Annotated in this window: 26 protein-coding genes and 1 tRNA gene; 7 read left to right on the top strand and 20 right to left on the bottom strand. The window is 71.0% G+C overall.

Annotated elements, in window-relative coordinates; translation table 11 throughout:
- Positions 1 to 392: 392 nt before the first annotated feature.
- From Ade02nite_RS14330 to Ade02nite_RS14310, 5 genes are all read right to left on the bottom strand, one after another.
- On the bottom strand, positions 393 to 1,217 hold the full coding sequence (locus tag Ade02nite_RS14330; RefSeq protein WP_203762206.1) for a Bax inhibitor-1/YccA family protein: 825 nt from the start codon (positions 1,215 to 1,217) through the stop codon (positions 393 to 395).
- 129 nt (positions 1,218 to 1,346) lie between these two features.
- A complete protein-coding gene (locus Ade02nite_RS14325; RefSeq protein ID WP_239168746.1) occupies positions 1,347 to 2,288 on the bottom strand; it encodes a MarC family protein in 942 nt (313 codons plus the stop codon).
- 4 nt (positions 2,289 to 2,292) lie between these two features.
- Positions 2,293 to 3,531 (bottom strand): arginine deiminase, encoded by a 1,239-nt coding sequence (locus Ade02nite_RS14320; protein WP_203762204.1) that lies wholly within the window; start codon positions 3,529 to 3,531, stop codon positions 2,293 to 2,295.
- Between the two features lie 11 nt (positions 3,532 to 3,542).
- Positions 3,543 to 4,988, bottom strand: coding sequence for a basic amino acid/polyamine antiporter (locus tag Ade02nite_RS14315; RefSeq protein ID WP_239168745.1), 1,446 nt, complete (start codon positions 4,986 to 4,988; stop codon positions 3,543 to 3,545).
- A gap of 32 nt (positions 4,989 to 5,020) precedes the next feature.
- Entirely contained in the window at positions 5,021 to 6,088 is a 1,068-nt protein-coding gene (locus Ade02nite_RS14310; protein ID WP_203762202.1) for a S1C family serine protease, read from the bottom strand.
- Between the two features lie 149 nt (positions 6,089 to 6,237).
- Here Ade02nite_RS14310 and Ade02nite_RS14305 point away from each other — a divergent pair, with 149 nt between their 5' ends.
- Genes Ade02nite_RS14305 through Ade02nite_RS14290 form a run of 4 tightly spaced genes read left to right on the top strand, consistent with a single transcriptional unit; the run spans position 6,238 to position 13,348 of the window.
- On the top strand, positions 6,238 to 6,750 hold the full coding sequence (locus Ade02nite_RS14305; protein ID WP_203762200.1) for a hypothetical protein: 513 nt from the start codon (positions 6,238 to 6,240) through the stop codon (positions 6,748 to 6,750).
- Positions 6,747 to 8,600: a VMAP-C domain-containing protein gene (locus Ade02nite_RS14300; RefSeq protein WP_203762198.1), complete on the top strand. Its 1,854-nt coding sequence runs from the start codon at positions 6,747 to 6,749 to the stop codon at positions 8,598 to 8,600. Before Ade02nite_RS14305 ends, Ade02nite_RS14300 begins: the two co-directional genes overlap by 4 nt.
- An 18-nt stretch (positions 8,601 to 8,618) precedes the next feature.
- The gene (locus tag Ade02nite_RS14295; protein ID WP_203762196.1) at positions 8,619 to 9,596 is read left to right on the top strand and encodes an AAA family ATPase; all 978 of its coding nucleotides are present in this window, start codon (positions 8,619 to 8,621) and stop codon (positions 9,594 to 9,596) included.
- Between the two features lie 2 nt (positions 9,597 to 9,598).
- The gene (locus Ade02nite_RS14290; protein WP_203762194.1) at positions 9,599 to 13,348 is read left to right on the top strand and encodes an FhaA domain-containing protein; all 3,750 of its coding nucleotides are present in this window, start codon (positions 9,599 to 9,601) and stop codon (positions 13,346 to 13,348) included.
- 50 nt (positions 13,349 to 13,398) lie between these two features.
- On the opposite strand, the gene Ade02nite_RS14285 is transcribed toward Ade02nite_RS14290, so the two are convergent.
- The 14 genes from Ade02nite_RS14285 to Ade02nite_RS14220 form a co-directional block, all read right to left on the bottom strand.
- The gene (locus Ade02nite_RS14285; protein ID WP_203762192.1) at positions 13,399 to 14,160 is read right to left on the bottom strand and encodes an ABC transporter permease; all 762 of its coding nucleotides are present in this window, start codon (positions 14,158 to 14,160) and stop codon (positions 13,399 to 13,401) included.
- Positions 14,157 to 14,930 carry an ABC transporter ATP-binding protein gene (locus tag Ade02nite_RS14280; protein WP_203762190.1) on the bottom strand — a complete coding sequence of 258 codons (774 nt, stop codon included), beginning with the start codon at positions 14,928 to 14,930 and terminating at the stop codon, positions 14,157 to 14,159. Before Ade02nite_RS14280 ends, Ade02nite_RS14285 begins: the two co-directional genes overlap by 4 nt.
- A gap of 25 nt (positions 14,931 to 14,955) precedes the next feature.
- Entirely contained in the window at positions 14,956 to 15,795 is an 840-nt protein-coding gene (locus Ade02nite_RS14275; RefSeq protein ID WP_203762188.1) for a DUF4097 family beta strand repeat-containing protein, read from the bottom strand.
- Between the two features lie 79 nt (positions 15,796 to 15,874).
- Positions 15,875 to 16,405, bottom strand: coding sequence for a ribbon-helix-helix protein, CopG family (locus Ade02nite_RS14270; protein ID WP_203762186.1), 531 nt, complete (start codon positions 16,403 to 16,405; stop codon positions 15,875 to 15,877).
- Between the two features lie 238 nt (positions 16,406 to 16,643).
- A tRNA-Leu gene (locus tag Ade02nite_RS14265) sits at positions 16,644 to 16,727 on the bottom strand.
- Between the two features lie 54 nt (positions 16,728 to 16,781).
- Positions 16,782 to 18,140 (bottom strand): NAD(P)/FAD-dependent oxidoreductase, encoded by a 1,359-nt coding sequence (locus tag Ade02nite_RS14260; RefSeq protein ID WP_203762184.1) that lies wholly within the window; start codon positions 18,138 to 18,140, stop codon positions 16,782 to 16,784.
- 99 nt (positions 18,141 to 18,239) lie between these two features.
- Positions 18,240 to 18,803 (bottom strand): hypothetical protein, encoded by a 564-nt coding sequence (locus Ade02nite_RS14255; protein WP_203762182.1) that lies wholly within the window; start codon positions 18,801 to 18,803, stop codon positions 18,240 to 18,242.
- A 1-nt stretch (position 18,804) separates the two neighbouring features.
- Positions 18,805 to 20,148 carry a DUF58 domain-containing protein gene (locus tag Ade02nite_RS14250; protein ID WP_379038512.1) on the bottom strand — a complete coding sequence of 448 codons (1,344 nt, stop codon included), beginning with the start codon at positions 20,146 to 20,148 and terminating at the stop codon, positions 18,805 to 18,807.
- A 5-nt stretch (positions 20,149 to 20,153) separates the two neighbouring features.
- Complete coding sequence (locus tag Ade02nite_RS14245; protein WP_203762178.1) at positions 20,154 to 21,149, bottom strand: AAA family ATPase; 996 nt, start codon at positions 21,147 to 21,149, stop codon at positions 20,154 to 20,156.
- Positions 21,150 to 21,163: 14 nt separating this feature from the next.
- Positions 21,164 to 21,787, bottom strand: a complete 624-nt coding sequence (locus Ade02nite_RS14240; RefSeq protein ID WP_239168744.1) for a hypothetical protein — start codon at positions 21,785 to 21,787, stop codon at positions 21,164 to 21,166.
- A 99-nt stretch (positions 21,788 to 21,886) separates the two neighbouring features.
- Positions 21,887 to 22,588, bottom strand: coding sequence for a DUF4129 domain-containing protein (locus tag Ade02nite_RS14235; RefSeq protein WP_203762176.1), 702 nt, complete (start codon positions 22,586 to 22,588; stop codon positions 21,887 to 21,889).
- A gap of 10 nt (positions 22,589 to 22,598) precedes the next feature.
- A complete protein-coding gene (locus Ade02nite_RS14230; RefSeq protein ID WP_239168743.1) occupies positions 22,599 to 23,279 on the bottom strand; it encodes a uracil-DNA glycosylase in 681 nt (226 codons plus the stop codon).
- Between the two features lie 113 nt (positions 23,280 to 23,392).
- Positions 23,393 to 23,602: a DUF397 domain-containing protein gene (locus Ade02nite_RS14225; RefSeq protein ID WP_203762173.1), complete on the bottom strand. Its 210-nt coding sequence runs from the start codon at positions 23,600 to 23,602 to the stop codon at positions 23,393 to 23,395.
- On the bottom strand, positions 23,590 to 24,396 hold the full coding sequence (locus Ade02nite_RS14220; protein ID WP_239168742.1) for a helix-turn-helix domain-containing protein: 807 nt from the start codon (positions 24,394 to 24,396) through the stop codon (positions 23,590 to 23,592). The genes Ade02nite_RS14225 and Ade02nite_RS14220 overlap by 13 nt, the downstream gene beginning before the upstream one ends.
- 162 nt (positions 24,397 to 24,558) lie before the next feature.
- Between Ade02nite_RS14220 and Ade02nite_RS14215 the strand changes: the two genes are divergently transcribed.
- From Ade02nite_RS14215 to Ade02nite_RS14205, 3 genes are read left to right on the top strand one after another with little or no spacing between them, the layout of a single operon-like run.
- Positions 24,559 to 24,714: a hypothetical protein gene (locus Ade02nite_RS14215; RefSeq protein WP_203762171.1), complete on the top strand. Its 156-nt coding sequence runs from the start codon at positions 24,559 to 24,561 to the stop codon at positions 24,712 to 24,714.
- A complete protein-coding gene (locus tag Ade02nite_RS14210; protein ID WP_203762169.1) occupies positions 24,696 to 24,878 on the top strand; it encodes a hypothetical protein in 183 nt (60 codons plus the stop codon). Before Ade02nite_RS14215 ends, Ade02nite_RS14210 begins: the two co-directional genes overlap by 19 nt.
- Positions 24,871 to 25,182 carry a hypothetical protein gene (locus tag Ade02nite_RS14205; RefSeq protein WP_203762167.1) on the top strand — a complete coding sequence of 104 codons (312 nt, stop codon included), beginning with the start codon at positions 24,871 to 24,873 and terminating at the stop codon, positions 25,180 to 25,182. The genes Ade02nite_RS14210 and Ade02nite_RS14205 overlap by 8 nt, the downstream gene beginning before the upstream one ends.
- 3 nt (positions 25,183 to 25,185) lie before the next feature.
- Here the strand turns inward: Ade02nite_RS14205 and Ade02nite_RS14200 are convergent.
- On the bottom strand, positions 25,186 to 25,815 hold a 630-nt coding region (locus Ade02nite_RS14200), incomplete at its 5' end, for an LppU/SCO3897 family protein (protein ID WP_203762165.1).

Genomic DNA, 25,815 nt, shown 5'->3' with positions numbered 1-25,815 from the left:
AGGGGGCCTCCATCCTGAGAGGCATTATTGCCAAAAACGCGAGATCACGCGGGCGCCCTGTGGATAGACGCCGCAGCTGTGGATAAGCCCCGCCGCTGGGTCGACGGGCGGGGCCGTGGGTGGGCGGCGCGGCCGAGCGGGCGACACGGCCCGGCGGGTGGCGCGGCTGTCAACGAGTGGCTACGGCATGAAAAGGACGCAACGGACGGACCTGCGACCCGGCAGCCGGGAGGGCCGGCGATGCGCAGGGACAACAGGGCAGCGGAGCCGCAGGGGGCCCGATCAGCAACGCGGCAGAGCGGCGACCCAAAGGCGGCAGCGCCGTAGGCGAGCCGGAAAGGGCAACGCCCGGCGCGCGGGGAGGCGGGCCGGGCGTTGACGGGTGAGGATCGCTAGTCGTCGCTCTGCAAGAAGCTGAGCAGGCGCAGGATCTCGAGGTAGAGCCAGATCAGGCTGACCAGGATGCCGAACGCGGCGACCCAGGAGTAGCGCTGCGGAAGACCCATCCGCACGCCCTCCTCGACCTCGTTGAAGCTCAGGATGAAGCTGAGCGCGGCCACCACGATGCAGACGATGCTGAAGAGGTAGCCGATCGGGCCGTTGTCGCGCAGGCCGGTGTTGAAGCCGAACAGCGACAGCACCAGGTTGATCAGGATGACGGCGAAGAGGCCACCCATGACGGCGATGAGGCCGCGGGTGAACTTGGGCGTCGCCCGGATCACGCGAGCCCGGTAGAGCACGGCCATCAGGAAGAAGACGCCGAAGGTGGCGACCACCGCCTGGAGGACGATGCCGTCGTAGCCGAAGAACTCCTGGTAGGTCTTGGAGACCATGCCGACGAAGACGCCTTCGACGACCGCGTAGGTCACCACGAGCGCCGGGTTGGCCATGCGCGAGAACGAGATGACGAAGCCGAGGATGAGGCCGATGATGGCGGCCGCGATCCAGGCGGCGCCGGTGGCCGAGGCGGGCACCACGTTCCACGCGACGACGGCGGAGATGCCGGTGATGCCGAGCAGCGTCACCGTCTTGACGACGACGTCGTCGACCGTCATCGGGCGCACCGCGGGCGGGGCGGCGGGGTAATCGGGCGCCGTCGGGTACGGCTGACCGTAACCCGGGGCGGCCCCGGGCGGGCCGTACGCCCCGTACCCGGCCGTGCGCTCCCGCTCGGCCGCCTGGCCGAGGCGCGAAAGCACCGGGTTTGTAGTCTTCACTGTGTCCAGCCTCCTTTGAGGTTGAGGCACGAGGTAATGGCACCTTGACGTGCTCTTCCAGGGTACGGCCAAGAGTCACCTCCTGGCGCCGCCCGAGGCTGTGAACCAGCTGAACGTGAAACTGTGAAGTTACTGAAAGCGGTCGATCGCGGACAGGGCCAGCTCGGTGAATCCGTTCGTCAGGAGCACCACGGCGATCGCGGTGAGCAGGATGCCGGCGATGCGGTCGAGGATCGCCGCCGCGGCCGGCGAGATCCGGCGCTCGACGTGGCCGGCCGCATAAAGAGTCAGACCCGTGACGATCGCGTACGCCAGAGCCGCGACCGACAGGAGCAGTCGCCCGGTGGCGCTGCCGACGTCGGCCGAGGCCCCCACCCCGAACGCGAACGTCGTGCCCCCGACGGTCAGCGGAAACGTGATCGGCGTGAACAAAACCGACTTGCCGGATTTGTGCGTCGGGCCAGGCGCGGCGGGAGTGGCGGGCAAAGGAGTGGCGGCCGCGGGCAAAGGGGTGGCGGCCGCGGGAGAAGCGGACGCGGGCACGGCGGCGGCCGCCGCAGAAGAAGCGGACGCGGGCACGGCGGCGGCGGGCGGACCGGCGGTGGCGGGCAAGGAACCGGCCGACGCAGAAGAGGAAGGCGCCGGCGCGGTGACAGGCAGGGAGCCGGCCGGCGCAGAGGAAGAGGAAGCGGCCGGCAGGGAGTCGGCCGGCGCAGAAGAAGAAGGCGCCGGCGCGGCGGCGGGCGTGGATTCGACAGGCGCGGCAGATTCAGGCGCGGGTGGGGTCGCCTTGCCGGTCATGAGGGGCACGGACGCCAGGATCAGCGCGATGCCCCCCGTGGCCGTCAGCGCCGCCGTGCTGATGCCCAGCAGCTCCAGGAGCGGCTCGCCCACCCAGATGGCCAGCAGCACGAAGACCGTGACGTTGACGACCAGGCCCAGGGCGAGCCGCAGCTGCTCCGCATGGGTGTACGGGCGGATGATCGGCAGGTACGACGAGAGGGCCGCGACCGGGCTGTAGAGGGCGAACAACGCCAGGAACAGCACCAGCGCGTCGTACTGGAAGGACATCGTTCTAGAAGTCGACGGCGTCGCGGATCAGCGGGCAGGTCATGCAGTGCCCGCCGCCCCGGCCGCGGCCCAGTTCGGCGCCGACGATGGTGATGACCTCGATGCCGGCCTGGCGCAGCAGCGTGTTCGTCTGGGTGTTGCGGTCGTACGTGAAGACCACGCCCGGCTCGACCGCCACCGCGTTGTTGCCGCTGTCCCACTGCTGGCGCTCCGAGGCGTACACGTCGCCGCCCGTCTCGATGACCCGCAGCTCCTTGAAGCCGAGCGACTCGGCCACCACGTCGACGAAGCGGCGGCCCTCCTCGTCGATCACGTCGACCCCCCACGAGCCGGGCACCAGCGTGAACGGGTGGATGCCGTCGACGATGTTCGGGTAGACGGTGACCACGTCGCGGTCGGCGAAGGTGAAGACCGTGTCCAGGTGCATCGCCGCCCGCAGCTTCGGCATGCCGGCGACGATCACGCGAGAGGCGGCGCCGGCCGCGAACAGCGCCTGGGCGACCTGGGTGATGGCCTGCCGCGAGGTTCGCTCGCTCATGCCGACCAGCACCACGCCGTTGCCGACCGGCATCACGTCGCCGCCCTCGAAGGTGGCCAGGCCCCAGTCCCTCTCGGGGTCGCCCCACCACACCTTCGAGCCCACGTAGTCCGGGTGGAACTCGTAGATCGCCTTCATCAGCAGGGTCTCGTCGTGCCGCGCCGGCCAGTAGAGCGGGTTGAGGGTGAGCCCGCCGTACAGCCAGCAGGTGGTGTCGCGGGTGTAGAGGGTGTTCGGCAGCGGCGGCATCAGGTATTCGCGGACGCCGGTCGCCTCGCGGGCCAGCGAGACGTAGGCGGACTTGCGGAACTCCGCGGGCAGGTCCGACGTGGCCAGGCCGCCGATCAGGAACTCGGCGAGCTCGCGCGGCTTGAGGTCCTCCAGGAACGCGCGGGTGTCGTCGAGCAGGCCGAGGCCCACCTCGTTCGCGATGATCTTGCGGTCGAGCAGCCACGTGCGGGCCTCGGGGATCGCCATGGTCTCGGCGAGCAGGTCGTGCAGCTCGACCACCTCGACGCCGCGGTTGCGCAGCTTGTTGACGAAGTCGGCGTGGTCGCGCTGGGCGTTCTCGACCCACATGACGTCGTCGAAGAGCAGGTCGTCGGCGTTGCCGGGGGTGAGGCGGCGGTGGGCGAGACCGGGCGCGCAGACGAGCACCTTGCGCAGCCGGCCGACCTCGGAGTGGACGCCGTGTTCGATGGCCATGGACAACTCCCTCAGATGGATATCCAGCCCGCCGCGAGCGCCACGACGCCGGCCACGGCGCCGATGACGGAGACGGCGAGAATGACGAGCTCGCGCCCGGAGAAGAGCCGCCGGCCCTGCTCCCGGCGCGCCTGGACGAAGAGCAGCGTGGCGGGCGCGTAGAGGATGAGCGACACGAGCAGGAACTTCGGCCCGGCCGCGACCAGCAGGAAGATCGTGTAGGCGACGGCGATGGCGCCCACGGTGAGCTCGCGCCCGTGCCCCTCCGGGCGCTCCGCATAGGTCTCGCGGGTGAGGGCGAGCTTCAGGGCGTAGGCGGCGGCGAGCAGGAACGGGATCAGGCTGAGCGCGCTGGTCAGGTCCAGGGCGAAGTTGAACGCGTCCTCGGAGAAGTAGGTGACGATCAGGACGAGCTGCACGAGGATCGAGGTCAGCAGCAGGGCGTTGTACGGGACGTCGCCGTGCTTGGTGCGGCGCAGGAACCGGGGCATGTCGTCGTCGTTCGCCGCGACGTAGAGCACCTCGGCCGCCATCAGGGTCCAGGCCAGGTAGGCGCCGAGCACCGAGACGATCAGCCCCACGCTCACGAAGACCATGCCCCACTGGCCCACCGCGGCCTCGAGCACCCCGCCCATCGACGGCTGCCGCAGCTCCGCGATCTCCTCGCTGGGCAGGATCCCGTACGACACGATGGTGACCGACGCGAAGGTCGCGAAGACGCCGAGGAAGCCGAGGACGGTGGCGCGGCCGACGTCCTGACGGCGCTTGGCGTGCCGGGAGTAGACGCTGGCGCCCTCGACGCCGAGGAAGACGAAGACCGTCACCAGCATGGTGCCCTTGACCTGCTCGAAGAGCGAACCGTAGGAGCTCGGCCCGCTCAGGTTGTCGGCGAAGACCTCGGGGTCGAGCAGGAAGAGCGCGATGAGGACGAAGACCACGATCGGCACGACCTTGGCGACCGTGACGACCCGGTTGAGCGCGGCGGCGTCCTTGACCCCCCGCTGAATGAGATAGAAGAAGATCCAGATGCCGACGGTGGAGAGCAGGACCGCGAGCGCCGTGTCGCCGTCGCCGAGCGCGGGCCAGATCGCGCCGACCGTCGACATGATCAGCACCCAGTAGGTGACGTTGCCGACGCAGGCGCTGGCCCAGTAGCCGAAGGCCGAGAAGAACCCGAGATATTCGCCGAAGCCCGCCTTCGCGTACGCGTAGACGCCCGCGTCGAGCTCCGGCTTGCGCAGGGCGAGCGTCTGGAAGACGAACGCCAGCATGAGCATGCCCGCGCCGGCGATGCCCCACGCGATCAGCGCGCCGTAGACGCCGGTCTCCTCGGCGAAGCGCCTCGGCAGCGAGAAGACGCCGGCACCCACCATCGAGCCGACGACCATCGAGACCATCGTCAGCAGGGTGAGTTTTTGAGCTGTGGACGTGCCTGTGGTGGTGTCCGTTCCGGTCACGTCGTCGCCTTTCCTGTCTCCGGGGCTCTCGTCTAGGGCTCGCTGACCGGCACCTGGGCGGTCCGGGTGGCGCCGCCGCGCTGATAGCGGACGTCGACCACGTCGCCGGGCCGGTGGGCGCGGATCGCGACGAGCATCTGGTCGGTGCCGTTCACCGCCGTGCCGCCGACCTGGGTGATCACGTCGCCGGGGCGCAGGCCGCCGCGCGCGGCGCCAAAGCCGGGCACGACCTGCTCCACCAGGGCGCCGCGCGGCAGGCCGGTGGCCTTGGCGATCTCGTCGGTCACACTGACCGACATGACGCCGATGACCGGATGGGTGGCGCGGCCGGTCTCGATGATCTGCTGGGCGACCGAGCGGGCGAAGTCGATCGGGATGGCGAAGTTGAGCCCGATGCTGCCGCCACCGCCCTCGGGCGGCTGCGCGCCGGCCGAGTTGACCCCGACCTGGCGGCCCGAGCAGTCGACGAGCGGGCCGCCGCTGTTGCCCTGGTTGACGGCCGCATCGGTCTGCACGGCGTTGACCAGGGCCGCCGGCTCCTCGCCCTGGCCCACGTCGATCCAGCGGTTGAGGGCGCTGACCACGCCGGCGGTGATGGTGCTGTTGAGCCCGAGCGGGGAACCGGCCGCGACCACCGGCTGACCGACGACCAGGGCGGAGGAGTCGCCGATCGCGATCGGGGTGAGCGTGGCCGCGGCCGGGTCGACCCGGACCACCGCGAGATCGGTGGCCGGGTCGCGTCCCACGAGCGTCGCCGGCACCTCGGAGGCCCCACGGGCGAAGTCCACGGTGACGGTGCCGCCCACCCCGGGCGCGATGACGTGGTCGTTGGTGAGAATGTTGCCGTTCTGGTCGAGCACCGAGCCGGAGCCGAGACCGCTGACGGCGCCGCGCCGCACGTTGATCGTGACCAGTGACGGGAACACCACCCCCGCCACCGCGGTCACGTCACATCCACCGCCGGCGGTGGCGGCCGCCGCGGCCGGGCGGCCGTCGCCGCCCGAACCGGACGCGGCCGCACCGAGCAGGCCGCCGGTGATCCCCGACAGCAGCGCGAGGGCCGCTGCCCCGGCAACCAGACGTCCCGGCGTGAGTCGCATGGAGCCAACGTAAAAAGCCCTCGATCCCCCGAGCGTCATCCCGAACGGATGAAACGGCGAATCATTTTCGGGCGCCCGGGTGTCGGCAACTCGACTGCCGCCTTGCGGTCCGAGGACGACCATGTGCTCCTCTACCTCGAAGGAGCGCCGTGACCCAAGAGCAGACAGAGCCGTCGGCCGCGGAGCAGACCAGGCGGTGGGGCCGGCAGTTCGGCGTGACCGCGGGACTGCTCGTCGGCTTCGCCGCGCTGGTCGTCGCGATGATCTGGATAGCCGACGGCGACGACGTGGTCTGGCAGCGCCGGGTCTACGTCTTCGGGGCGGTCGAGGCGCTCGTGTTCACCGCCATCGGCTGGCTCTTCGGCCGCGAGGTGCACCGCTCGGCCGCGCAGTCGGCGCAGGCCTCGGCAGACGCGGCCAACCAGGCGGCAGATCAGGCACGCTCCGAGGCGCAGGCGGAGGCGGCCCAGGCATCCGAGGCGCGCGTCGCGGCGGCCGAGACCGACGCCAAGCTGCAGGCCGTACGGGCGGCTGCCCTGTCCAGCGCGCCCGCCTCGCGCGGCGGTCCGCAGGACGTCAGCGCGCGGTCCCGGTCCGAGGCGGCCCTTGATCTCCGTGCCTTCATCACGGAGCTGACCGAGCCGCCGGAGCGAAACCGTTGACCTCCGCGTTCCGAACCGAGCCCCGCGACGACGCGATCCGGCACCTGCGGCGGTCCCTGGTGCGCCTGGAGACCGCCGACGGCGACGCGGGCAGCGGATTCTGGATCGGGCCCGGCCTAGTGATGTCGTGCGCCCACGTCGTTCCCGGCGGCCGGGTCACCGTGGTGTGGCAGGGCCACCACCTCGCGGGAGAGGTCAGCGAGGCGGTGCCGGCGGCGCGCGGCCGGGCGGACGAGCCGTGGCCGTACCCCGACCTCGCGGTGATCAGCGTGCCGCGGGCCCCCGAGCACGACTGCGTCTGGCTCAGCGAACAACGCATCCCACTCCGGACACCCCTGTTCCTCCTCGGATACTCGTCGGTCTACAGCGCGGAGCTGAAATCGCATTCCGCGTACGGCACCTTCTCCGGATCGCATGGCGACGAGGACGAGATGTGGCGCTTCGTGGGCGACGAGATCGCGCCGGGCATGTCCGGCGGGCCGGTGCTCGATCTCGACCGGGGCGCGGTCTGCGGCGTGATCAAGACGAGCCGCGAGATCAACAGCGAGCGCGGTGGCCTGCTGGTGCCCATCCGCGGCGTGCGTGCCCTGACCGAGGCCGCGCGGGCACACCTGTGGCGCGCGCACGACCGGCATCACGCCACGAGTGCCTGGGTCGTCCTGAGGCGCGGGCTGGCCGAGGGCGCACTGCCGGGTGACGTGCCGACGTTGGACGCCGGCGAGGAGGTGGAGTTGCTGGAGCTGATCACCCGGCTCGAGGACACTCCCGACCTGCGCGCGCTCTACGCGGAGGCGGTGGCGCCCGCCACCGGGCTTCCGCCCGAGCCGATCACCGACGTCCGCCAGCTCTGCTACCTGCTCGCCGATCTGCTTCCCCGGCACGGCGAGCCGCACCCGCTGCTGCGGCTCGTGCACCGGCTCGCGGCGCGGGAACCGAAGCCGGTGGCGGACGCACTGCGTGAATGGGCCGTGCGGGTGGCGGCGCGACGAGGCGAGTACGACGACTTCGAGAGATGGCGCCGCGACGCCGCCACCGCGCACACGCCGGCCGGCGACCGCCCGTCGATCATCGTGCAGGTCGTGCCCACGGCGCTCGACAGCACGCGCTACCTGCTGACACTCTGGGTGCGCGAGAACGGCAAGCGCAGCGTGAAGACGTACTGCGACGACGGGCAGGGCCGCGACGTGGCGGCCATCCGCGCGCTTCTCGTACGGCTTCTGCGGCCCTTGCTCAAGCGGCTCGAGGGCTGGGCGAGCATCGAGTTCGTGGTGCCCGGCGACCTGTTCGACGAGGACTTCGAGAACCTTCTCGTCGGCAGGTACTCGCGTCTAGGGCGCACCAACCCGGTCGTGATCCGTGACCTCGAGCGGCTCTCCGACGACGAGACGTGGCACGCGTGGCAGACGCGCTGGCGGTCGCTGCGCGCGGGGACGGGCAGCGCCGAGTGGCTCGCCTGCGACGATGACCCCAGCCCCGACAAGCTCGACGCCGGCCTGCGCCTGCGCCCCGAGATCGCGGTGCTCGGCCTGGCCAGGCAGCCCCGGCAGTACGCGGAGGACGCGCTCGGCGTCGCCCTCTACGCCGGGGTGCCGGCCGCGTTGTGGAGCCGCGACACCTGCCCGGAGCACCAGGCCGGCGGGCACGTCGGCGAGTGTTCCGGCGCCGGCTTTCGCCGTACCGTCTCGCGGCTCCTCGCCGGATGCGAGCTCGGCGAGCTGCCCGACGTCATCCAGCGCACCCGCAACGCCGCGGCCGCCGGCGAGGAGCCGTCCTGCACCGGCGTGGTGCTGCTGTGGGACGACCCCGAGCGCCGGCCGGAACCGGACGCCCCGCTCATCGAACTCGCCTGACGGAACGGAGCATCGCCGATGACGGACTGGCACATCTTCCGGGGATCCGGGGAGCCGCACGAGTGGGAGCTCCCGCCCGCGCCGCCGTGGCGCAACTTCAGTGCCGCCCCGAGCCTGCGGCTGGACGGGGACGACTGGTGGCAGCGCAACCCCATCGACCTGGAACGGGCCCGCACGTACCAGCCGGAGGCACGGGAACTGGAGGCGCTCAACGTCGCCCTCTTCCTGCGCCGGCCGCTGCTGGTCACCGGGCCGCCCGGCACGGGGAAGTCCACACTGCCGTACGCGGTCGCGTACGAGCTCGGCCTCGGCCCGGTCCTGCGCTGGCCGATCAACAGCCGCTCGACGCTGCAGGAGGGGCTCTACCGGTACGACGCGATCGGCCGGCTCCAGGACAGCAACCTGCCCCACACCGGCGCCACCGGAGCGCCCGCGGCCATCGGCCAATACCTGCGCCTCGGGCCGCTCGGCACCGCCCTGCTCCCGTTCGACCGGCCGCGGGTGCTGCTCATCGACGAGATCGACAAGAGCGACATCGACCTGCCAAACGACCTGCTCAACGTGCTGGAGGAGGGCGAGTTCGCCATACCGGAGCTGATCCGGGGTGGTGAGCGGGGCGAGAAGGTCTTCGTGCACGGCCAAGAGGAGCCGATGCCGCTCGCCGGCGGCACCGTGCGATGCAGCACCTTCCCCATCGTGGTGCTGACCAGCAACGGCGAGCGCGACTTCCCGCCGGCCTTCCTCCGCCGCTGCGTCCGGCTCGAACTGGCGGTGCCCACCGCCGAGCGCCTCGCCCGGATCGTCGAGTCGCACCTCGGCGCGGCCTACCGGCAACGCTCGGCCGACCTGATCGAGCACTTCCTGGCCCAGCGCGAATCGGCCCGGCTCTCCACCGACCAATTGCTGAACGCCGTCTTCCTCACCATGAACGTCGACGTCCCCGACCGCCGCGGCCTGATCGACAGCGTGCTGCGCAGCCTCTCCTCCACCGTGTGACCATGCGAACCGAGGCTCTCGTCGAGACGCTCCGCCGGGCCGGCCTGGCCGCGGAGGCCCTGGAGGTCGCCGAGGCGCTGTGGCTGGCGTCCACGATCGAGGAGCTGACCGCATTGGGTACGGCGATGCCGGCGCAGCCCGTCGCGCCGTCGCCCACCGTCGAGGTGGCCCCGCTCGCCGACGAGCCCGACGACGAGCCGATGCTGGATCTCACCGAGGCCGTCGAGAGCCTGCGAGAGGAGCCGGTCTTCGAAGGAGCGCCCCTGCATGTACCGGTTGCCGGCGAGCCGGAGGCGGTCGAGGTGGCCGGCAGCGCCGTCCCCGTGCGGCAGGGGCCGGCGCTGCCCTCGCGCGGCGCGCTGCTGCGGGCCCTGCGGCCGTTGAAGCGGCGGATCGACACCGGCCGCCTCGAGGTGCTGGACGAGGACGCGACCGCGCAGCGGATCGCCGACGGCGGCCCGTTCAGCCCCGTGCTGCGCGCCGCCCAGGAGCGCTGGCTGGACGCTGTGGTCGTGGCCGACCGGGCGCCGTCCATGGGCCTGTGGACGGGCGTCGCCGAGGAGCTGCTGGCCACCCTGCGGCAACTGGGCGCGTTCCGCGACGTGCGGCTCTGGCATCTCGTGCACGACGGAGCGGACGGTCCGGCGATCATCCCGGAGAGCACGGCGGACCCGTCGGGCAACGGGACGCGCAGCCCGAGCGAGCTGGTCGACTTCTCCGGCCGCCGGGTGTTCCTGGTGCTCACCGACGCGACCGCGGACGTCTGGCGCACCGGGTCGGCGGCGAAGGTGCTGACCGCCTGGTCCCAGCGCGGATACGTCACCATCGTGCAGCCACTGCCGGAGCGCCTCTGGCCGCGCACCGCGCTGCGCGTGCGCAACGGGACGTTCCTGTCGTTCCGGCCCGGCACCTTCACGAGCGAGCAGACCTTCGTCGAAAGGCGGCGGCGCCCGCGCGGCCTGCGGGACGACGAGATCCCGGTGCCCGTCGTCGAGCTGCGGCCGGCGTGGTTCGCGTCGTGGTCGAGGACCGTCGCCGGGTCCGCCCACGGCGGTGTGGAGATGGCGGCGGCGATTCTCTCACCGGCGTCGGCCCCGGACGCGACCCCGGGAGACGAACGCCGGCCCGATGAGGCGACCACCCTTGTCGGCACCTACTTCGCCACGGCGTCGCCGGAGGCCTGCCGCCTGGCCACGTGCCTCGCCGCGGTGCCCCTCGACCTGCGGGTCATCCGGCTCGTCCAGCGGGTGATGGTGCCCGCGTCGGGACCGGCGCACATAGCCGAGGTCCTGCTGTCGGGCCTGCTGCACCGGGTGGGCGCGGACGAGACGCTGCATCGTTTCGAGTTCCGGCCCGGGGTGCGCGACCTGCTGCTCAACGAGCTGCGCGTCTCGGACATGCGGCAGGTGGTGCAGGCGGTTTCCGAATACGTGAGCGCGAACGCGGGTCTGTCCGACGCGACCTTCGAGGCGGTTGCCACTATGGAGGGTGGGGCGGCGGCCGCGGTGGCGGAGCGGCCCTTCGCCTGGATGCCGATGGAGTTGGTGCGGCGGCTGACACCACCCGTCACGCGAACGCCGAGCGCACCCGAGCCACTGACCGGGGCCGGCATCGGCGAGGGCATGGTGCTCGGCGGGCGATACCGCCTCCGTGAGCGCGTCGGCGTCAGCATGCTGGGCGAGGTCTGGCGAGGCACCGACGAGGTCCTGAATCGGACGATAACCGTGCAGGTATTGTCGCCCGCGCTGCTCGGCGAGCCGAATTTCGCCGACGTGTTCCGCACCGAGGCTCGCGCGCTGGCCACGATCCGCCATCCCGCCGTCGTCCCTGTCCACGACATCATCGTTGATCAAGATGGGGCTTTCCTCGTCATGAAGTTGGTCGAGGGCGAACCCCTCGACGATGCGCTCAGCCGCGCCGGGCGACTGGCGCCGACCGACACGATGGCGCTGATCGCGCAGGCCGCCGACGCGCTGCAAGCAATGCACGTGAAAGGCCTCGTGCACGGCAGCATCCACAGCGGCAGCTTCCTCATCGTCTTCGGCAACACCCTCATGCTCACCGGCTTGGTCACGGCTCGCATCATGCGAGCTGCCACCGCCATAGCCACGTCGCTGGACCCGGTACCGTTCGAGGCCAACCGCTCCCCGGAGCAATTCTCCGGAGAAGTCGCCACGCCGGTCTCCGACGTCTACGCACTCGGCGTGATCGCCTACGAATGCCTGTCCGGGCGTCCTCCCTTCGCGGGAAGGGTGCCGGTGGAGATCGCCATCGGGCATGTCCGGGATACGCCACCTCCGCTGCCCCCCGAGATTCCCCCGAACGTGCGCAGCCTGGTCGAGCGGGCCATGGCCAAGGATCCCGCCGACCGGTGGCCATCCGCCGGCGCGATGGCCGCTGCCGCTCGCCTGGCCGCTGAGTCCGCCGAGGACACCCGCCCGGTGCCGTCCGGGGACGGCTTGATCGCGCCAGGGGTGGTCCTCGGCGGCCGCTACCGTCTCGACCAGCAGATCACCGTGGGCGGCGAGCGCACCACGTGGCGCGGCACCGACGAGGTGTTCGGCCGGCCGGTCAACGTCGAGGTCTTCCCGCCCGCGCCGGCCCGGGAGCCCGGCTTCGCCGAGCGCTTCAGCCGCGAGGCGCGTGTACTGGCCAGGATCAACCATCCCGGGCTCGTCGATGTCTTCGACTACGGCATCGGAGAACATTTCCTCTTCCTCGTGACGGTGTACGTCGAGGGTGACGCTCTTTCTCACACGCTGAGCCGGGCCGGGCGCATGACGCCGGATCGCGCCATGGCTCTGGTCGCGCAAGCCGCCGAGGCGTTGCAGGCCGCTCACGAATTCGGCGTCGTGCACCGCGATGTCAATCCGGGCAACCTTCTGATCCGCCCGGACGGCACGCTCGTCGTCACCGGCTTCGGCCTCGGCCGCACCGGAGTCCTGGGGGAAGGACTGTCCGAATACGTACCGCTCGGCACCGCCCTCTACGCCTCACCGGAGCAAGCCTCCGGCGAGGTCGCCACGCCGGCCTCCGACGTGTACGCGCTCAGCGCGATCGCGTACCGATGTCTCACCGGCGAACCGCCCTTCGCCGGAGCCACCCCGGACGAAGTCGCGTCGATGCACCAGCACGATGCCCCACCGCCGCTGCCCGCCGACGTTCCGCCGCGGATGCGCTCGATCTTGCAGGAGGCCATGGCCAAAGAGCCGAGCCGACGGCCGACCGCGGCGGCGGTGGCCGCGGCCGCCCGCGAGGCCGTGGGTTCCAGGCCGAGCACGGACGATGAGATCACTCCGCCCTATCCCTATCTTTCCGAGGCCACGGACCGGGCGGCGGCTGTCCGTCCCGTAGGAGGACCGCCGGCCATCACATGGGAAGACGCCTCGCCCGACCCTCGGGACGCGGTGCGAGACATCGAGAGCGAGGTCGACCGGACCTATCCGAGTCCTCGGCGGCGTTTCCTCCGGCGAAACCTGAGCGCCGTGGCTGTCCTCCGGACGATGGTCGGCACGGCGGAGCGCTACCGGAGCCCGGCTCTCGATTACACGCCCAATCACTTCGTCGTGTCGATGGCGGAGGAGGATTTTCTGCGTTTCATGTCATGGGACCCGCCGGTCATGTCCACGTTTCCGCGGTACTTGGACCGGATCTTCCAGGCGCGTGGCTGGTATCTGATCAACCCCGTGCGGGTCGAGTTCCGCCTCGACACGCGGATGAAGTCGCCCGGCGTCCAGGTCTCCACGGAATAGCCGATCGCCGCGGTCACCAGGGTGATCGCGGCGGGACGGCCCGGGAAGGGTCAGGAGATCTTGCGGCGGTACGCGAGCATCGCGAGCACGTACGCGACGATCGTGATGCCGGCGCACCAGGCCAGGGCGATCCAGATGTCGTTGCCGACCGGCTGCTCGGCGAGCAGGGCCCGGATCGAGTTGACGATGGAGGTGACCGGCTGGTTCTCGGCGAAGGCGGCGACCGCGGCCGGCATGGTGTCGGTGGGGACGAAGGCCGAGCTGATGAAGGGCAGGAAGATGATGGGGTACGAGAAGGCGCTCGCCCCGTCCGGGGACGAGGCCGACAGGCCGGCGAGGACCGCGATCCAGGTCAGCGCGAGGGTGAAGAGCAGCAGGATGCCGGCGACGGCGAGCCAGGCCGGCACGCCCGCCGAGGAGCGGAAGCCGGCGAGCAGGCCGATGCCGATGATGATGACCACCGAGAGGGCGTTGGAGACCACCGAGGTCAGCACGTGTCCCCAGAGGACCGACGAGCGGGCGATCGGCATCGAGTTGAACCGCTCGAAGATGCCGCCCTGCATGTCGTTGAAGAGCCGGAAGCCGGTGTACGAGATGCCGCTGGCGATCGCGATGAGCAGCACGCCGGGCATCAGGTAGTTGGTGTAGTTGTCGGTGTTGGCCTGGATCGCGCCGCCGAAGACGTAGCGGAACAGCAGCAGGAACGCGATCGGCATGATCGTGACGGTGATGATCGTGTCGAGGCTGCGGGTGATGTGCTTCATCGACCGGCCGAGCATCACGCCGGTGTCGCTGATCGTGTGCGTGGTCATCGCTGCTGCTCCTGCTTCTGTCCGACGATCGCCAGGAAGATCTCTTCGAGGGTGGGCTGCCGCTCGACGTACTCGACCTTCGCGGGCGGCAGGAGCTTGCGCAGGTCGTCCAGGGTGCCGGAGACGATGATCGTGCCCTGGTGGAGGATCGCGATCCGGTCGGCCAGCTTCTCGGCCTCGTCCAGGTACTGGGTGGTGAGCAGGACCGTCGTCCCCCCGCCGGCGAGGTTCTCGATCACCTTCCACACCTCGATGCGCGCCTCCGGGTCGAGGCCGGTGGTCGGCTCGTCGAGGAAGATGACCGGCGGGTCGCCGATGAGGCCCATGGCGATGTCGAGACGGCGCCGCATGCCACCCGAGTACGTGGCCACGCGCCGCCCGCCCGCGTCGGTGAGCCCGAAGCGGTCGAGCAGGTCGTCGGCGAGCTTGCCGGGGTCGGCGACCCGCCGCAGCTTGGCGATCATGATGATGTTCTCGCGGCCGGTGAGGATCTCGTCGACCGCGGCGAACTGGCCGGTGAGGCTGATCGACTCGCGCACCTGCCGGGCCTCGGTGACGACGTCGTAGCCGTTGACGACGGCCGTGCCGTCGTCCGGTTTCAGCAGCGTGGCGAGCGTGCGCACCGTTGTCGTCTTGCCGGCGCCGTTGGACCCGAGCAGCGCGAAGATGCTGCCGCGGGCCACCTCGAAGTCGACGCCCTTGAGCACTTCGACGTCCTTGTAGGACTTGCGCAAACCGTGCACCCGGATCGCCGGGGTCTGACCTTCCATGGTTCTCTTTCCCTTCCGTGGGGGTTCAGGAGCGGTGGATGCGGATGTCGCCGTAGCCGGTGCGGGCGCGGACCTCGACGGTCTCGGCGGCCTCGCCGGGGCTGCTGACGTTGTCCATCTCGTTGCGGACCTTGCCGAAGCCGGTGTTGAGCTCGAGCCAGGCCGCGGTGCCCTCGGCGATGCCGATGTCGAGCGGGCCGGCGGCGGTGTCGAGCGACACCGAGCCGCGGGCCACCCGGCCGAGGCGGATGCGGCCGTTGGCGGTCTTCGCGTCGACGCCGGCGCCGGCCCGCTCGATGTCGATCTCGCCGTTGGCCGTCTTGACCCGGACGTCGCCCGCGACGGCGTCGATCGTGGTGTCGCCGTTGGCGCTCTTGACGACCACGGCGCCGTCGACCTCGCCGAGCTGGACCTTGCCGGAGCCGGTGGAGACCTCGGCGTCACCGGCGACCCGGTCGACGCTGACGTCGCCGAAGCCGGTGTGCAGCCGCAGCGGGCCGGTCTGCTCGAGCCACATGTCGCCGGTGCTCTTGATGCGGGTGTCGCCCAGCCGGCCGGTGCAGCGGAAGCCGCCCATCACCAGGTGGGCGTCGAGCCGTGAGCCGGCGGGGAGCTCGATGGAGACGGCGACCGCCTTGGACTTCTTGGAGAAGTCGAAGGTGCGCTTGGGGCCGATCACCCGCAGCTCGCCGTTGACGTAGTCGACCTTGATCTGCTGGGCGGCCTGCACGTCGGACTCGTCGTTCTCGTCGCTGGGACGGACCTCGACGACGGTGTCGGTGCGGTCGCTCGCGACGATCCGCACGTCGCCGATGTAGTAGTCGAGCGTGACGGCGATCGATGCGGGGGTGTCGAATTTCGGCATGGGAGTACCTACCTCACGGGTCGGTGGAACCGTCTCCGCAGGTCAGAGACGTGGAGTGGAACGGCGGAGCGGGAGGCGGCTAGCGCACCCAGCCGGTGAAGCGCTGGGTCGTGCGCTTGGCGTTGTCGCGCGGCTCGGGGCGCTGCGGCCGGTCGGACTGCTGGAGGGAGGCGGCGGCGGCCCGGACGAGCCAGGCGTTGACCGAGCGGCCCTCCTTGGCCGCGGCCTCCTCGATCGCGGCCTTGAGCTGCTCGGGCATGCGGACGTTGATGCGGGCGGCGGGGCCCTCCTCGGCGAACGAGAGGTCGCTCTCGGTCGCGTTTGCGGGGGTGTCCGCCGCGGCGGCGGGCTCGGCGGCGGGCGCCGCCGGGGGCGGGGTGACGACGAAGCCGGGGTCGCGGCCGCGCAGGCGCAGCTCGACGGAGCCGGGGGCCAGGTCGCTGGTGATCTCGTCGGCGGCGGCGGACAGCGCCTCGAGCAGGGTCATGCGGATCGCCGACTCGAGGGCGCCGGTCAGGCGCTCGACCAGCGCACGCGACTCCTCGCCGCCGGCTTCGGCCAGCGTGGCGAACTCGCGGCCGAGGGTGTTCACATACGTGGTCAAGTCCATGGCACTACTGTGGCACGCCATGGCGCCACCCGCAAGGCTTTATGGCACCACAGTTGTGCCAAGATGGCACCACGCAGTGGCGCGAAAGGCGCGCTGCGGCCTTGAGCTGCGCAAACGCCGCGCCGCGCCGCGGGGGCGGTGATCCTGCGGTGGGGGACGCGGCGTGGCGTACCACCGTTTGGTCTTGAAACGCGACGACGCCGCAGGAGCGACCCTGCGGCGTCGTGATGTGATGTTGTGCCCGGGGCGGGTCTCGAACCCGCACGCCTGCGCGAGGCAGCCGCTTTTAAGGCGGCCGTGTCTGCCATTCCACCACCCGGGCGGGCCTGGTGACACCGTATAGGTTGCCGGCCGGGTGGCGGAAACGGAGATTACCTCAGCGGGTGCCCGCGCCCACGGTCTCGCGCTCCTCCGGCTTCCGCACCGGCGGGGTCACCTCGAGGAACTCCTCGCGCGGGTGGTGCAGCTGGCCGAGCGCGATGGTCTCGCGGCGCAGCACGAAGGCGAGGGTCCAGTCGGCGACGACGCGGACCTTGCGGTTGAACGACGGGATCCGGCTCATGTGGTACGAGCGGTGCATGAACCAGGCGGGAAGGCCGCGGACCTTGATGCCGTAGACGTGCGCCACGCCCTTGTAGAGGCCGAGGCCGGCGACGGAGCCCACGTACTTGTGGCGGTACTCCTTGGGCTCGCCGCCGAGGATGACCGACTTGATGTTGTCGGCGAGCACCTTGGCCTGGCGGACCGCGTGCTGGGCGCTCGGCGAGCACCAGCCGCCGGGGTTGGTCAGGTCGGGCACCTGGGCGCAGTCGCCGGCCGACCAGGCGCCGTCGAGCACCTTGCCGTCGTTGTCCACCACCTGGAGGGTGGGCAGGCAGTTGACGTGACCCTTGGGGCCGCGCGGCAGGTCGGTGAGGTCGAGCATCGGCGACGGCTTCACGCCCGCGGTCCAGACCACGGTCTCGGCGCGGAACTTGTCGCCGTCGGACAGCTCGATGTTGCCGTCGACGCAGGACTTGAGGAACGTCTCGAGGCGGATCGAGATGCCGCGCTTGGCGAGCTGACGGGCCGCGTACGCGCCCATCTTGGCGCCGACCTCGGGCAGGATCCGGTTGCTGGCCTCGACCAGGACGAACTTGACCTCTTTCTGGTCGAGCTCGGGGTAGTACTTCAGGGCGTCGCGGACGACGTCCTCCATCTCGGCCATCGCCTCGACGCCGGCGAAGCCGCCACCGACGAAGACGAAGCTCAGCGCCGCCTTGCGGATCTCGGGGTCGGGCGTCACGGCCGCGACGTCGAGCTGGTCCATGATGTGGTTGCGCAGGTAGATGGCTTCACCGATGGTCTTGAAGCCGATGCCGCGCTCGCTGAGACCGGGGATCGGAAGGGTGCGCGAGACCGAGCCGGGCGCCACGATGATGTGGTCGTACTCCATCTCGGTCGCGGGGCCCTCGATGGGCTGGACGGTGACCGTCTTGCGCGCGTGCTCGACCTTGGTGACCTCGCCGACGATGACGCGGCACTTCTTGAGCTCGCGGCGGAGCGGCACAACACTGTGCCGCGGCTCGATGTTGCCGGCTGCCGCCTCGGGCAGGAACGGCTGGTAGGTCATGTGGGGCTGGGGGTCGATGACGACGATCTCGGCCTTGCGGCGGCTGAGCTTCCTCGACAGACGCAGGGCCGCATAGAGCCCGACGTGACCTGCCCCTACGACGACAATGCGCTGCGGATTCACGCCTTATATTGTCGCGCTTCCGCGGCCGCAACGCCTCTCGGTGTGATCTATCCCAAGTCCATCTGTCAAGTGCTATGACGCACATATTTCGGGGACATTTCACATCCTGCGAACGAGGCGTGCTATGAGGAGCGTGGCCCCCGCGGCACCGGCCAGACCGACAAGAGTAGCCACCAAAAACGCACTTCCGGCAAGGTCGGCGGTGAGTCCCAGAATGGCTACGGTGAGTACCGCCGAAATGACGACAACGGCGAGCGCACGGGCCAGCCAGACGCCCACGACATCGGCGTTGACGACGGCGTCGTACGGCAGAACGGCAGCCAGCGCGGTCAAGGAGTGTCCAAGATAGAGCGCCGTGGCGATCGTCAGCACCCGCCAGAGCGCGACCGGCGCGTCCTCCATGACGGTGTCGACGAGCCAGCCGGCCACCACGGTGAGCGCGGCGACGGTGGCGCCCCGGCCGCGCGGCGCGACCGCCGGATAGAGGGCGACCAGCGCGAGCGGGGCGAAGAACTGCGAGCCGAGCAGCGCCGGGGGCCACGCGACCGACATGGCGACCAGGCCGCAGAGCGCGATCGCGCAGCGCACCAGGAACGGCATCACGGTCGCCCGGGTCAGCACCGTGCGCGCGCCGGCGATCTTGCGGGTGAGCAGCGCGAGCATGTCAGTGCCCCCGGGGCGCCGAGGCGAGGCGGGAGACGTCCCGCAGGACCAGGTCGAGGCTGCCGGCGCCGGCCCACGAGACGACCGGAACGCCGTGCTCGCGCAGGCGGCCCAGCACGTTGTCGCGCTCGATGCGCCACAGCCGGGTGGCGAGCGGCGTCCACTGGTCGCGCACCTCGGGGGCGGCACCCGCGGGCAGCGTGTCGACGGCGACGACGTAGCGGCCCGACTGGGCGAGCGACGCGAGCATGTCGGCGGCCCGCGGATCGATCAGCGGGGTCAGCACCATGACGAGCGCGTCGGACGAGACGTGGTGGGCGCCGAAGTCGTGCTCGTCGTCGGCCATCGGATCGGGGCGGACGTCGAGCAGCCACTCCAGCACGGTCAGGTATTGCCGGCGGCCGGCCGCGGGGCGCAGGCGGCGGGCGGCGGCGCCGTATTCGAGCAGCGAGACCCGGTCACCGCGCTGAAGGTAGTGCTCGGCGATCGCGGCGGAGGCCCGGACCGTGGTGTCGAGCACCGAGGCGCTGCCGCCGACCCCGCCGGACAGGCCCACCTCGCCGAGCACGTCGAGCAGCAGCACCACCTCGGCGTCCCGGTCGGACAGGGTCGAGGCGACATGCAGATCACGCGTACGCAGGGAGACGCGCCAGTCGATGCGCCGCAGCCGGTCGCCGGGCGCGAAAGGGCGGACCCCCGCGAGCTCGCCGCCCTCGCCGGGGCGGCGCGACCGGTGAGCGCCGACCAGACCGGCGGCGGCCGGCATGGCCTCGATGGCGTTGAACGGCTCGGTCACCGGATAGACCCGCACGTCGCGCGCGGGCGTGACCACCGGGCGGCACGCGAGCAACCCGCCACAGGTGGCGACGCGGGCGGCGGCCGGGCCGACGTCCTGCCGGCCCCAGCGGGTGGCCTCGCCGGGCAGCTCGACCGCGGCCCAGCCGTCGGCGGGCACGGTGATCGCGAACGGGCGGTCCGCCTGCTCCAGCTGGAGCCAGCGCGAGGTGCGGACGCGGACCACGACCAGGTCGTACGAGATGTCGTCGGGGTTGCTGACGGTGACCGAGGCGTCGACCTTGCCGCCCTCGACGAGATAGTCCTCGTCCGCACGGATGGTGAGCTCGGGGAACGCCTTGGGCAGGCGGCGCAGGCCGATCGCGGCGCCGATGGCGAACGGCGCGGCGAGCAGCACGAGATCGACGCGGCCGAGGGCGACACCGAGCACCAGCAGCAGGCCGGTGAGCAGGACGGCGCGGCCCAGCGCCCGGGTCGGCACCCAGGCGGGACCGGGCGCGCCGTCGGCCGGCGCGGACGGCGGGACGGCGGTGCGCAGCCGCAGCTCCAGGTTGGTCACGTCGCGTATGTGGGCAGGGCGCCGCTGGCCGGCGCGGGCGTCGCCTGGAGAACCTCCTCGACCACGAACGACGGGTCGACGCGGCGCAGCCACATCTCGGGCCGCAGCGTGATGCGGTGGGCCAGGGCCGGGACGGCGACGTCCTTGACGTCCTCGGGCACCACGAAATCGCGGCCGGCCATCGCGGCCCGCGCGCGGGCGAGCAGCAGCAGGGCGAGCGAGCCGCGCGGCGACGAGCCGACCAGCACCGAGGCGTGCTCGCGGGTGGCCGAGGTGAGGGCCACGATGTACCGGCCGATCGAGTCCTCCAGCGTGATCGACTCGAGGGCGGCCTGCATGGACTGCAAGGTCGCGGAGTCGACGACCGGGGTCAGGAACGCCTCCTCCTGGCGGCGGGACATGCGCCGGCGCAGCACGTCCCACTCCTCCTCGGCGGTCGGATAGCCGAACGAGACGCGCAGCAGGAACCGGTCGAGTTGGGCCTCGGGCAGCGGGTAGGTGCCCTCGTACTCGATCGGGTTGGCGGTGGCGAGGACGTGGAACGGCGGGTCGAGGCGATAGGTGACACCCTCGACCGAGACCTGCTTCTCCTGCATGGCCTCGAGCAGCGCGGCCTGGGTCTTCGGCGGCGTCCGGTTGATCTCGTCGGCGAGCAGCATGTTGGTGAAGATCGGGCCGGCCCGGAAGGCGAAGTCGCCCTTGCGCTGGTCGTAGAGGAAGGAGCCGGTGACGTCGGCGGGCAGCAGGTCGGGGGTGAACTGCAACCGGCGGAAGTCGAGGCCGAGCGCCTGGGCGAAGCTGCGGGCGGTCAGCGTCTTGCCGAGGCCGGGCAGATCCTCCAGCAGGACGTGGCCGCCGGCGAGGATGCCGGCGAGGACCAGCTCGAGGGAGTCGCGCTTGCCCACCACGACGCTGCCGACCGAGTCGAGGACGGCATTGGCCAGCCTGCCCACCTCGTACGGCGGAAGAGCCTGCACGCCTGTCTCGGTCACCGGGGCACCCTTCTTCACAGTCTTTCCAGCGCGTCCACGTAGGTCGCCAAGTCGCGGGGCTTGCTTTTCTTCTCGCCGCCCTGGAGCGCGGCCCAGAGCGGGTCGCCGAGCAGCTCACGGGCGCGCCGCGGGTCCGACTGGCGGGTGATGCCGTGGCGGAGCCGCAGACGCTCGTCGGTGAGCTCCGCCAGCACCGGCAGAACGTTACGCCAGTACTGATCCGGGTCGTCGTGCGCCCTTTGGAGCGTCTTCTCCCATCGGCGGACGGCCGCGCGGAGCGAGTCGGTGCCCGACCTGCCCGACATGCCCCGCGAGGCGGACCGCTTGGGGACCGGCGGAGCCTTGACCCATTGGACGGCGAGGACCACGAGGCGCAGGGCGATCAGCGCGGTGACGACGAAGACGACGGAGATGTCGATGTCGGAGGAGCGCAGCAGCGCCACGACGACGACGGTGACCACGGCGATGACGGCCACGTTGACGAGGAACCAGGAGCGAGCGGACCGCCGCTTCTCGACCGGGGTGAGCTCCTCGACCGGGACCGGCTCCTCGCGGTAGCCGAAGAGGTCGTCGAGGCCGCCCGTGCTCATCGGGGTGTGCGTCTGCCGGACGAAGTCGGCGCGGTCACGCATGCTCATCGGGCGCCCCTCTCTCATCCGCGCGCACCCGAACCGGGCCGGCACCGCGCTCAACGGGCGCTCGCCTCGGCGCGCGCATCGACCGCGGCCGGGCCGCGCTCATCCGGCCCTCACCTCGGCCGGGACGCCGAGGTCGGCGCGGACTCGCTGGAGGGCCTCGCGGGCCTGGCGGCGCATCTGGTCGTCGACGGTGTGGGTGGCGTAGCGGGCCTGGCGGTAGACCTCGAGCAGCGCGGCGAGCACCGCGGCGTCGACCTGCTGCTCGTTGAGGAGGCGGCCGACCAGGTCGGTGGGGCTGTCGCCCGGGTGGCGCGGCGTGCCGGCGGCGGCCGCGGCCTGCTCCATGCGGACCCAGCAGGCGATCACGGCGCGGCGGGGGTCGCGATCGGTGTCGGACAGCTCCTCCAGGCCGGCGTCGAGCGCCGCCGCGACGAGCTCCTCCGCCGTGCGCTGGTCGTTGGCGCGCTTACGCTTCTTCGGATTTCTCCCTTTTTTCGCCCGCCGGTCGCGGATCACCGCGTAGATGACGAGGCCGACCAGGACCGCGGCGACGACGCCGAACAGGACGAGCGCGACCGTGCCGACCCAGTCGGGCAGGCCGCGCGCCGGCTCGGGCTCGGGCACCTGGGTGGCCTGGGCGGACGGGACCGTCGTCGGCAGGATCGGCGTGTCGTCGACCGGCTGGTCACGCACGATCTCGTCGAGCTGGGCCTCGCTGCGCGTAGCGGCCAGCGAGGTCACGAAGAGCAGCACGAGGACGGCGGCCAGAGGCCACCAGCGACGCACCGCAGCGAGGTCCACGTTGTCTCCATCAACCGGGCAAACCGGCCAGCTCCTTGGCGCGCGCGAAGACGTCGTCCAGCATGGCCGGGGTGAGCTTACCGGTGAACGTGTTCTGCTGAGACACGTGGAAGCAGCCCAGCAGATCGGGCACTCCCGGCAGGCTCACGTGCGCCCCGTGCCCGAACTTCGGCCGCGGCACCGGCGGCCGCACCCCGTAGACCGCCCGCATCGCAGGCCACCAGGCCTGCCAGGCGAACGCGCCCAGCGCCACCACCACCCGCAAGGTCGGCCGGACCAGGCTCAGCTCCCGATGCAGCCACGGCGCGCAGTTGTCCCTTTCGTCGGGTAGAGGTTTGTTGTCCGGAGGTGCACACCGCACCGCCGCGAAGATCCGCAGATGCCGCAGCGCCAGCCCGTCATCGGCGGAGACGCTGGTCGCCTGATTGGCCAGCCCCGCCCGATGCAGCGCCGCGAACAGCACGTCCCCCGACCGATCCCCCGTGAAGATCCGCCCCGTCCGGTTGCCCCCGTGCGCCGCCGGCGCCAGCCCGAGAATCGCGATCTCCGCATCGGCGTTGCCGAAGCCCGGGACGGGCCGCCCCCAGTAGTCCCAGCTCCGGAAGGAGGCACGCTTGGTAGCGGCGACCTCCTCACGCCACGCCACCAGCCGCGGGCAGGCGAAGCAGTCCGCGATGTCGGCGTCGAGCACGCTGAGAGACGCGGCCCCGGCCGCCTGCTTGACGACGTCTTCTCTGCTACGCGCTGGCGAACTCACCCTCACAGCACAGCACCCGCCTGTTGGCCGATGCACTCAGGGTGCACTCACTCGGGGAGATCGAACTCCCCGGCCCTGACACCGTCGAGAAACGCCACCCACGCGTCGTGTCCGAAGGCCAGCGCCGGGCCCGATCGGTCCTTGCTGTCACGCACGCCGACCACGCCGGGCAGGTTCTTGGCCACCTCGACGCAGGAATTGCCACCGTTGTCGCTGCGGGCCGACTTACGCCACACGGCACCGCTCAGGTCTGCCATGCCTTTGCCACTTCCTCGATCAATGCGAGCGAAAGGACGCGGGGCAACGCGTCGCCACGCACCGCCTCCCACCTGCGGGTAAGGCTATCAATGTCATCGCGCCGGTCGGTAATCTGCGCACGAAGAGGGTTGTCCAGGTGAGCCGCTTCGAAATCCCTGGACTTCGCCAAGGTGAAGGCGCCGCCGAGGCCGGCATGCATGCCCGCAGAGGCCGGAATGACATGGATCTGCACGTTCGGGCTGGCCCCGGCTTCGAGGAGACGAGCGCACTGCTCGGCCATGACAGCCGGCGTTCCGATGCAGCGACGTAACACCCCTTCGTCGATGACGACAACGAAGGTCGGCGGGGTGGCGCCGGTGAGAAGGGCCTGCCGATCGAGTCGGGAGCTCACCCGCTGATCTACCTCTGACGCGTCGGTCATCCCGGAGCCCGCGATGATCGCGTGGGCGTAGGACTTGGTCTGCAGGATGCCGGGCACGATGAGCGGCTCGAACCAGCGGATGAGCGTGGCCTCCCGTTCGATGACCAGCCAATCGCGGAACCAGACCGGCGCTTGATCGAAATTGACCAGGCCGCTCAGCAGCCGTTCGAAGACGCCGCCGGTGCTGAGCGCCTTGTCGACCGCGACCACGTATTCGTGCACGGGCGGACGTTGACCATTTTCGACAGCGCTGACGAGCGAGCCCGAATAGTTGATCGCCTTGCCGAGCTCTTCCTGACTCAAACCGGCGGACAATCGCGCCCGGCGCAGCTCGCCGAGCAGAAACGCCGAGGGAGTTGCCTGTTCACCCACTGTTCCACACCCCCGCCACAGAACATGCGCCCACCGCCACAGATCCACACGTGAAAGTCATTCACTGCACGCGAGCGCCAGAAAGGGCCATCGAGGCTTCCGAGCGTATCGATGCCGGCTGGACACTGTGAAGGCCGAATTCGTGATCACGGGAGAGTGGAAATGAACGTGGCTTTGGCGGTGGCGCCCGCGCTCATTGTGGGTTTTCTGGCGGGGCTGATCACCCTGCGCGTCGGCGATCGCCGGTGCCGCGGCTGCGGGATGACGCCGCATTGCCCGACGTGCGCGAAGGAGGCGTCGTGGACCGCCTCGAACTGATGCAGATCCTGCTCGGCCACCCGGAGGCCGACCTCCGCGTCGACCTGGGCCGCTTCCTCGTCGACGTCGAGGACGTCCGCTACGTGGCCGAACGCGAGGCCGTCGTGCTGCTCCTCCAGCAGGACGACCTGCGAGAAGTGTGGGGAGTTGCGGCGCATGAGTAACCCGGAACGCTCATGGGAGCTCCATTGCCGGCTCGCCGGCGGCCTGACGAGCGAGGCCTGGAGCGAGTGGCGCCCGGCCGTGCTGCGCAAGATCGAACGCCTTCGAGAAGGCCTACGCGGGCAGCCACACCTGCGCAACCTGAAACGGTGGCAGCGGCTTGTCGACGAGGACGACCTGGCCGGCCTGCTCCGGGTGATGACGGGTCGGGACACCGACTTTGTGGAGATGCGGGAAGTCTCGCCGCTGCGGGGTCTGCCTTTGAGGCGGGCCGGCGAGGACCGCTGTGGGTCCTCGCCGGGATGAGGGTCAGGCCTTCGGGCGCAGGCAGAGGAGGTAGCCGCTGCCGGAGGTGCTGCCGAAGACGTAGAACTCCTCGCCCTCCTTGAAGTACTTGTCGCAGGACTTGCTGTCGGGGTTGCTCTCGCCGTCGACGCGGGCCACGACGGTGAACTTGGCGTCGGCGGAGGTGCAGTCGACGACGTCGGCGTCGGTTTCGGTGGTGCCCTCGGCCTTGACCTCCTTGCCGGAGGAGATGCAGTCGCCGGCCTTGGCGTCCTTGGCCTTGTCGCCGAAGAGGGCGCTGCCGATGCCGAACTTCAGGCCGGCGATGACCAGGGCGACGAGGATGGCGCCGCCGATGCGGAGGACCAGCTTGCCGGCGCCGCCCTTCTTCTTCTCCTGGGGGAAGGTGCCGAAGCCCTGCGGGGCCTCGCCGCCGCCGGGCGGGGGGAAGCCGCCGGCGTTGGGAGGCGGGAAGCCGGGCTGGGCGCCGGCGGGCGGGGTGTAACCGGCCTCGCCGGGCTGGGCGCCGGCGGGCTGACCCTGCGGCGCGAAACCGGGCTGACCCTGCGGCGCGTAACCGGGCTGGCCCTGCGGCGCGTAGCCGGGCTGACCCTGCGGCGCGTGGCCGGGCTGCCGCTGCGGCGCATAACCGGG

Origin of the sequence: Paractinoplanes deccanensis, assembly GCF_016862115.1 — a bacterium.
Lineage (GTDB): Bacteria > Actinomycetota > Actinomycetes > Mycobacteriales > Micromonosporaceae > Actinoplanes > Actinoplanes deccanensis.
The sequence above is the reverse complement of the archived record's forward strand: the minus strand, read 5'-3'. Positions and strand labels throughout refer to the sequence as shown.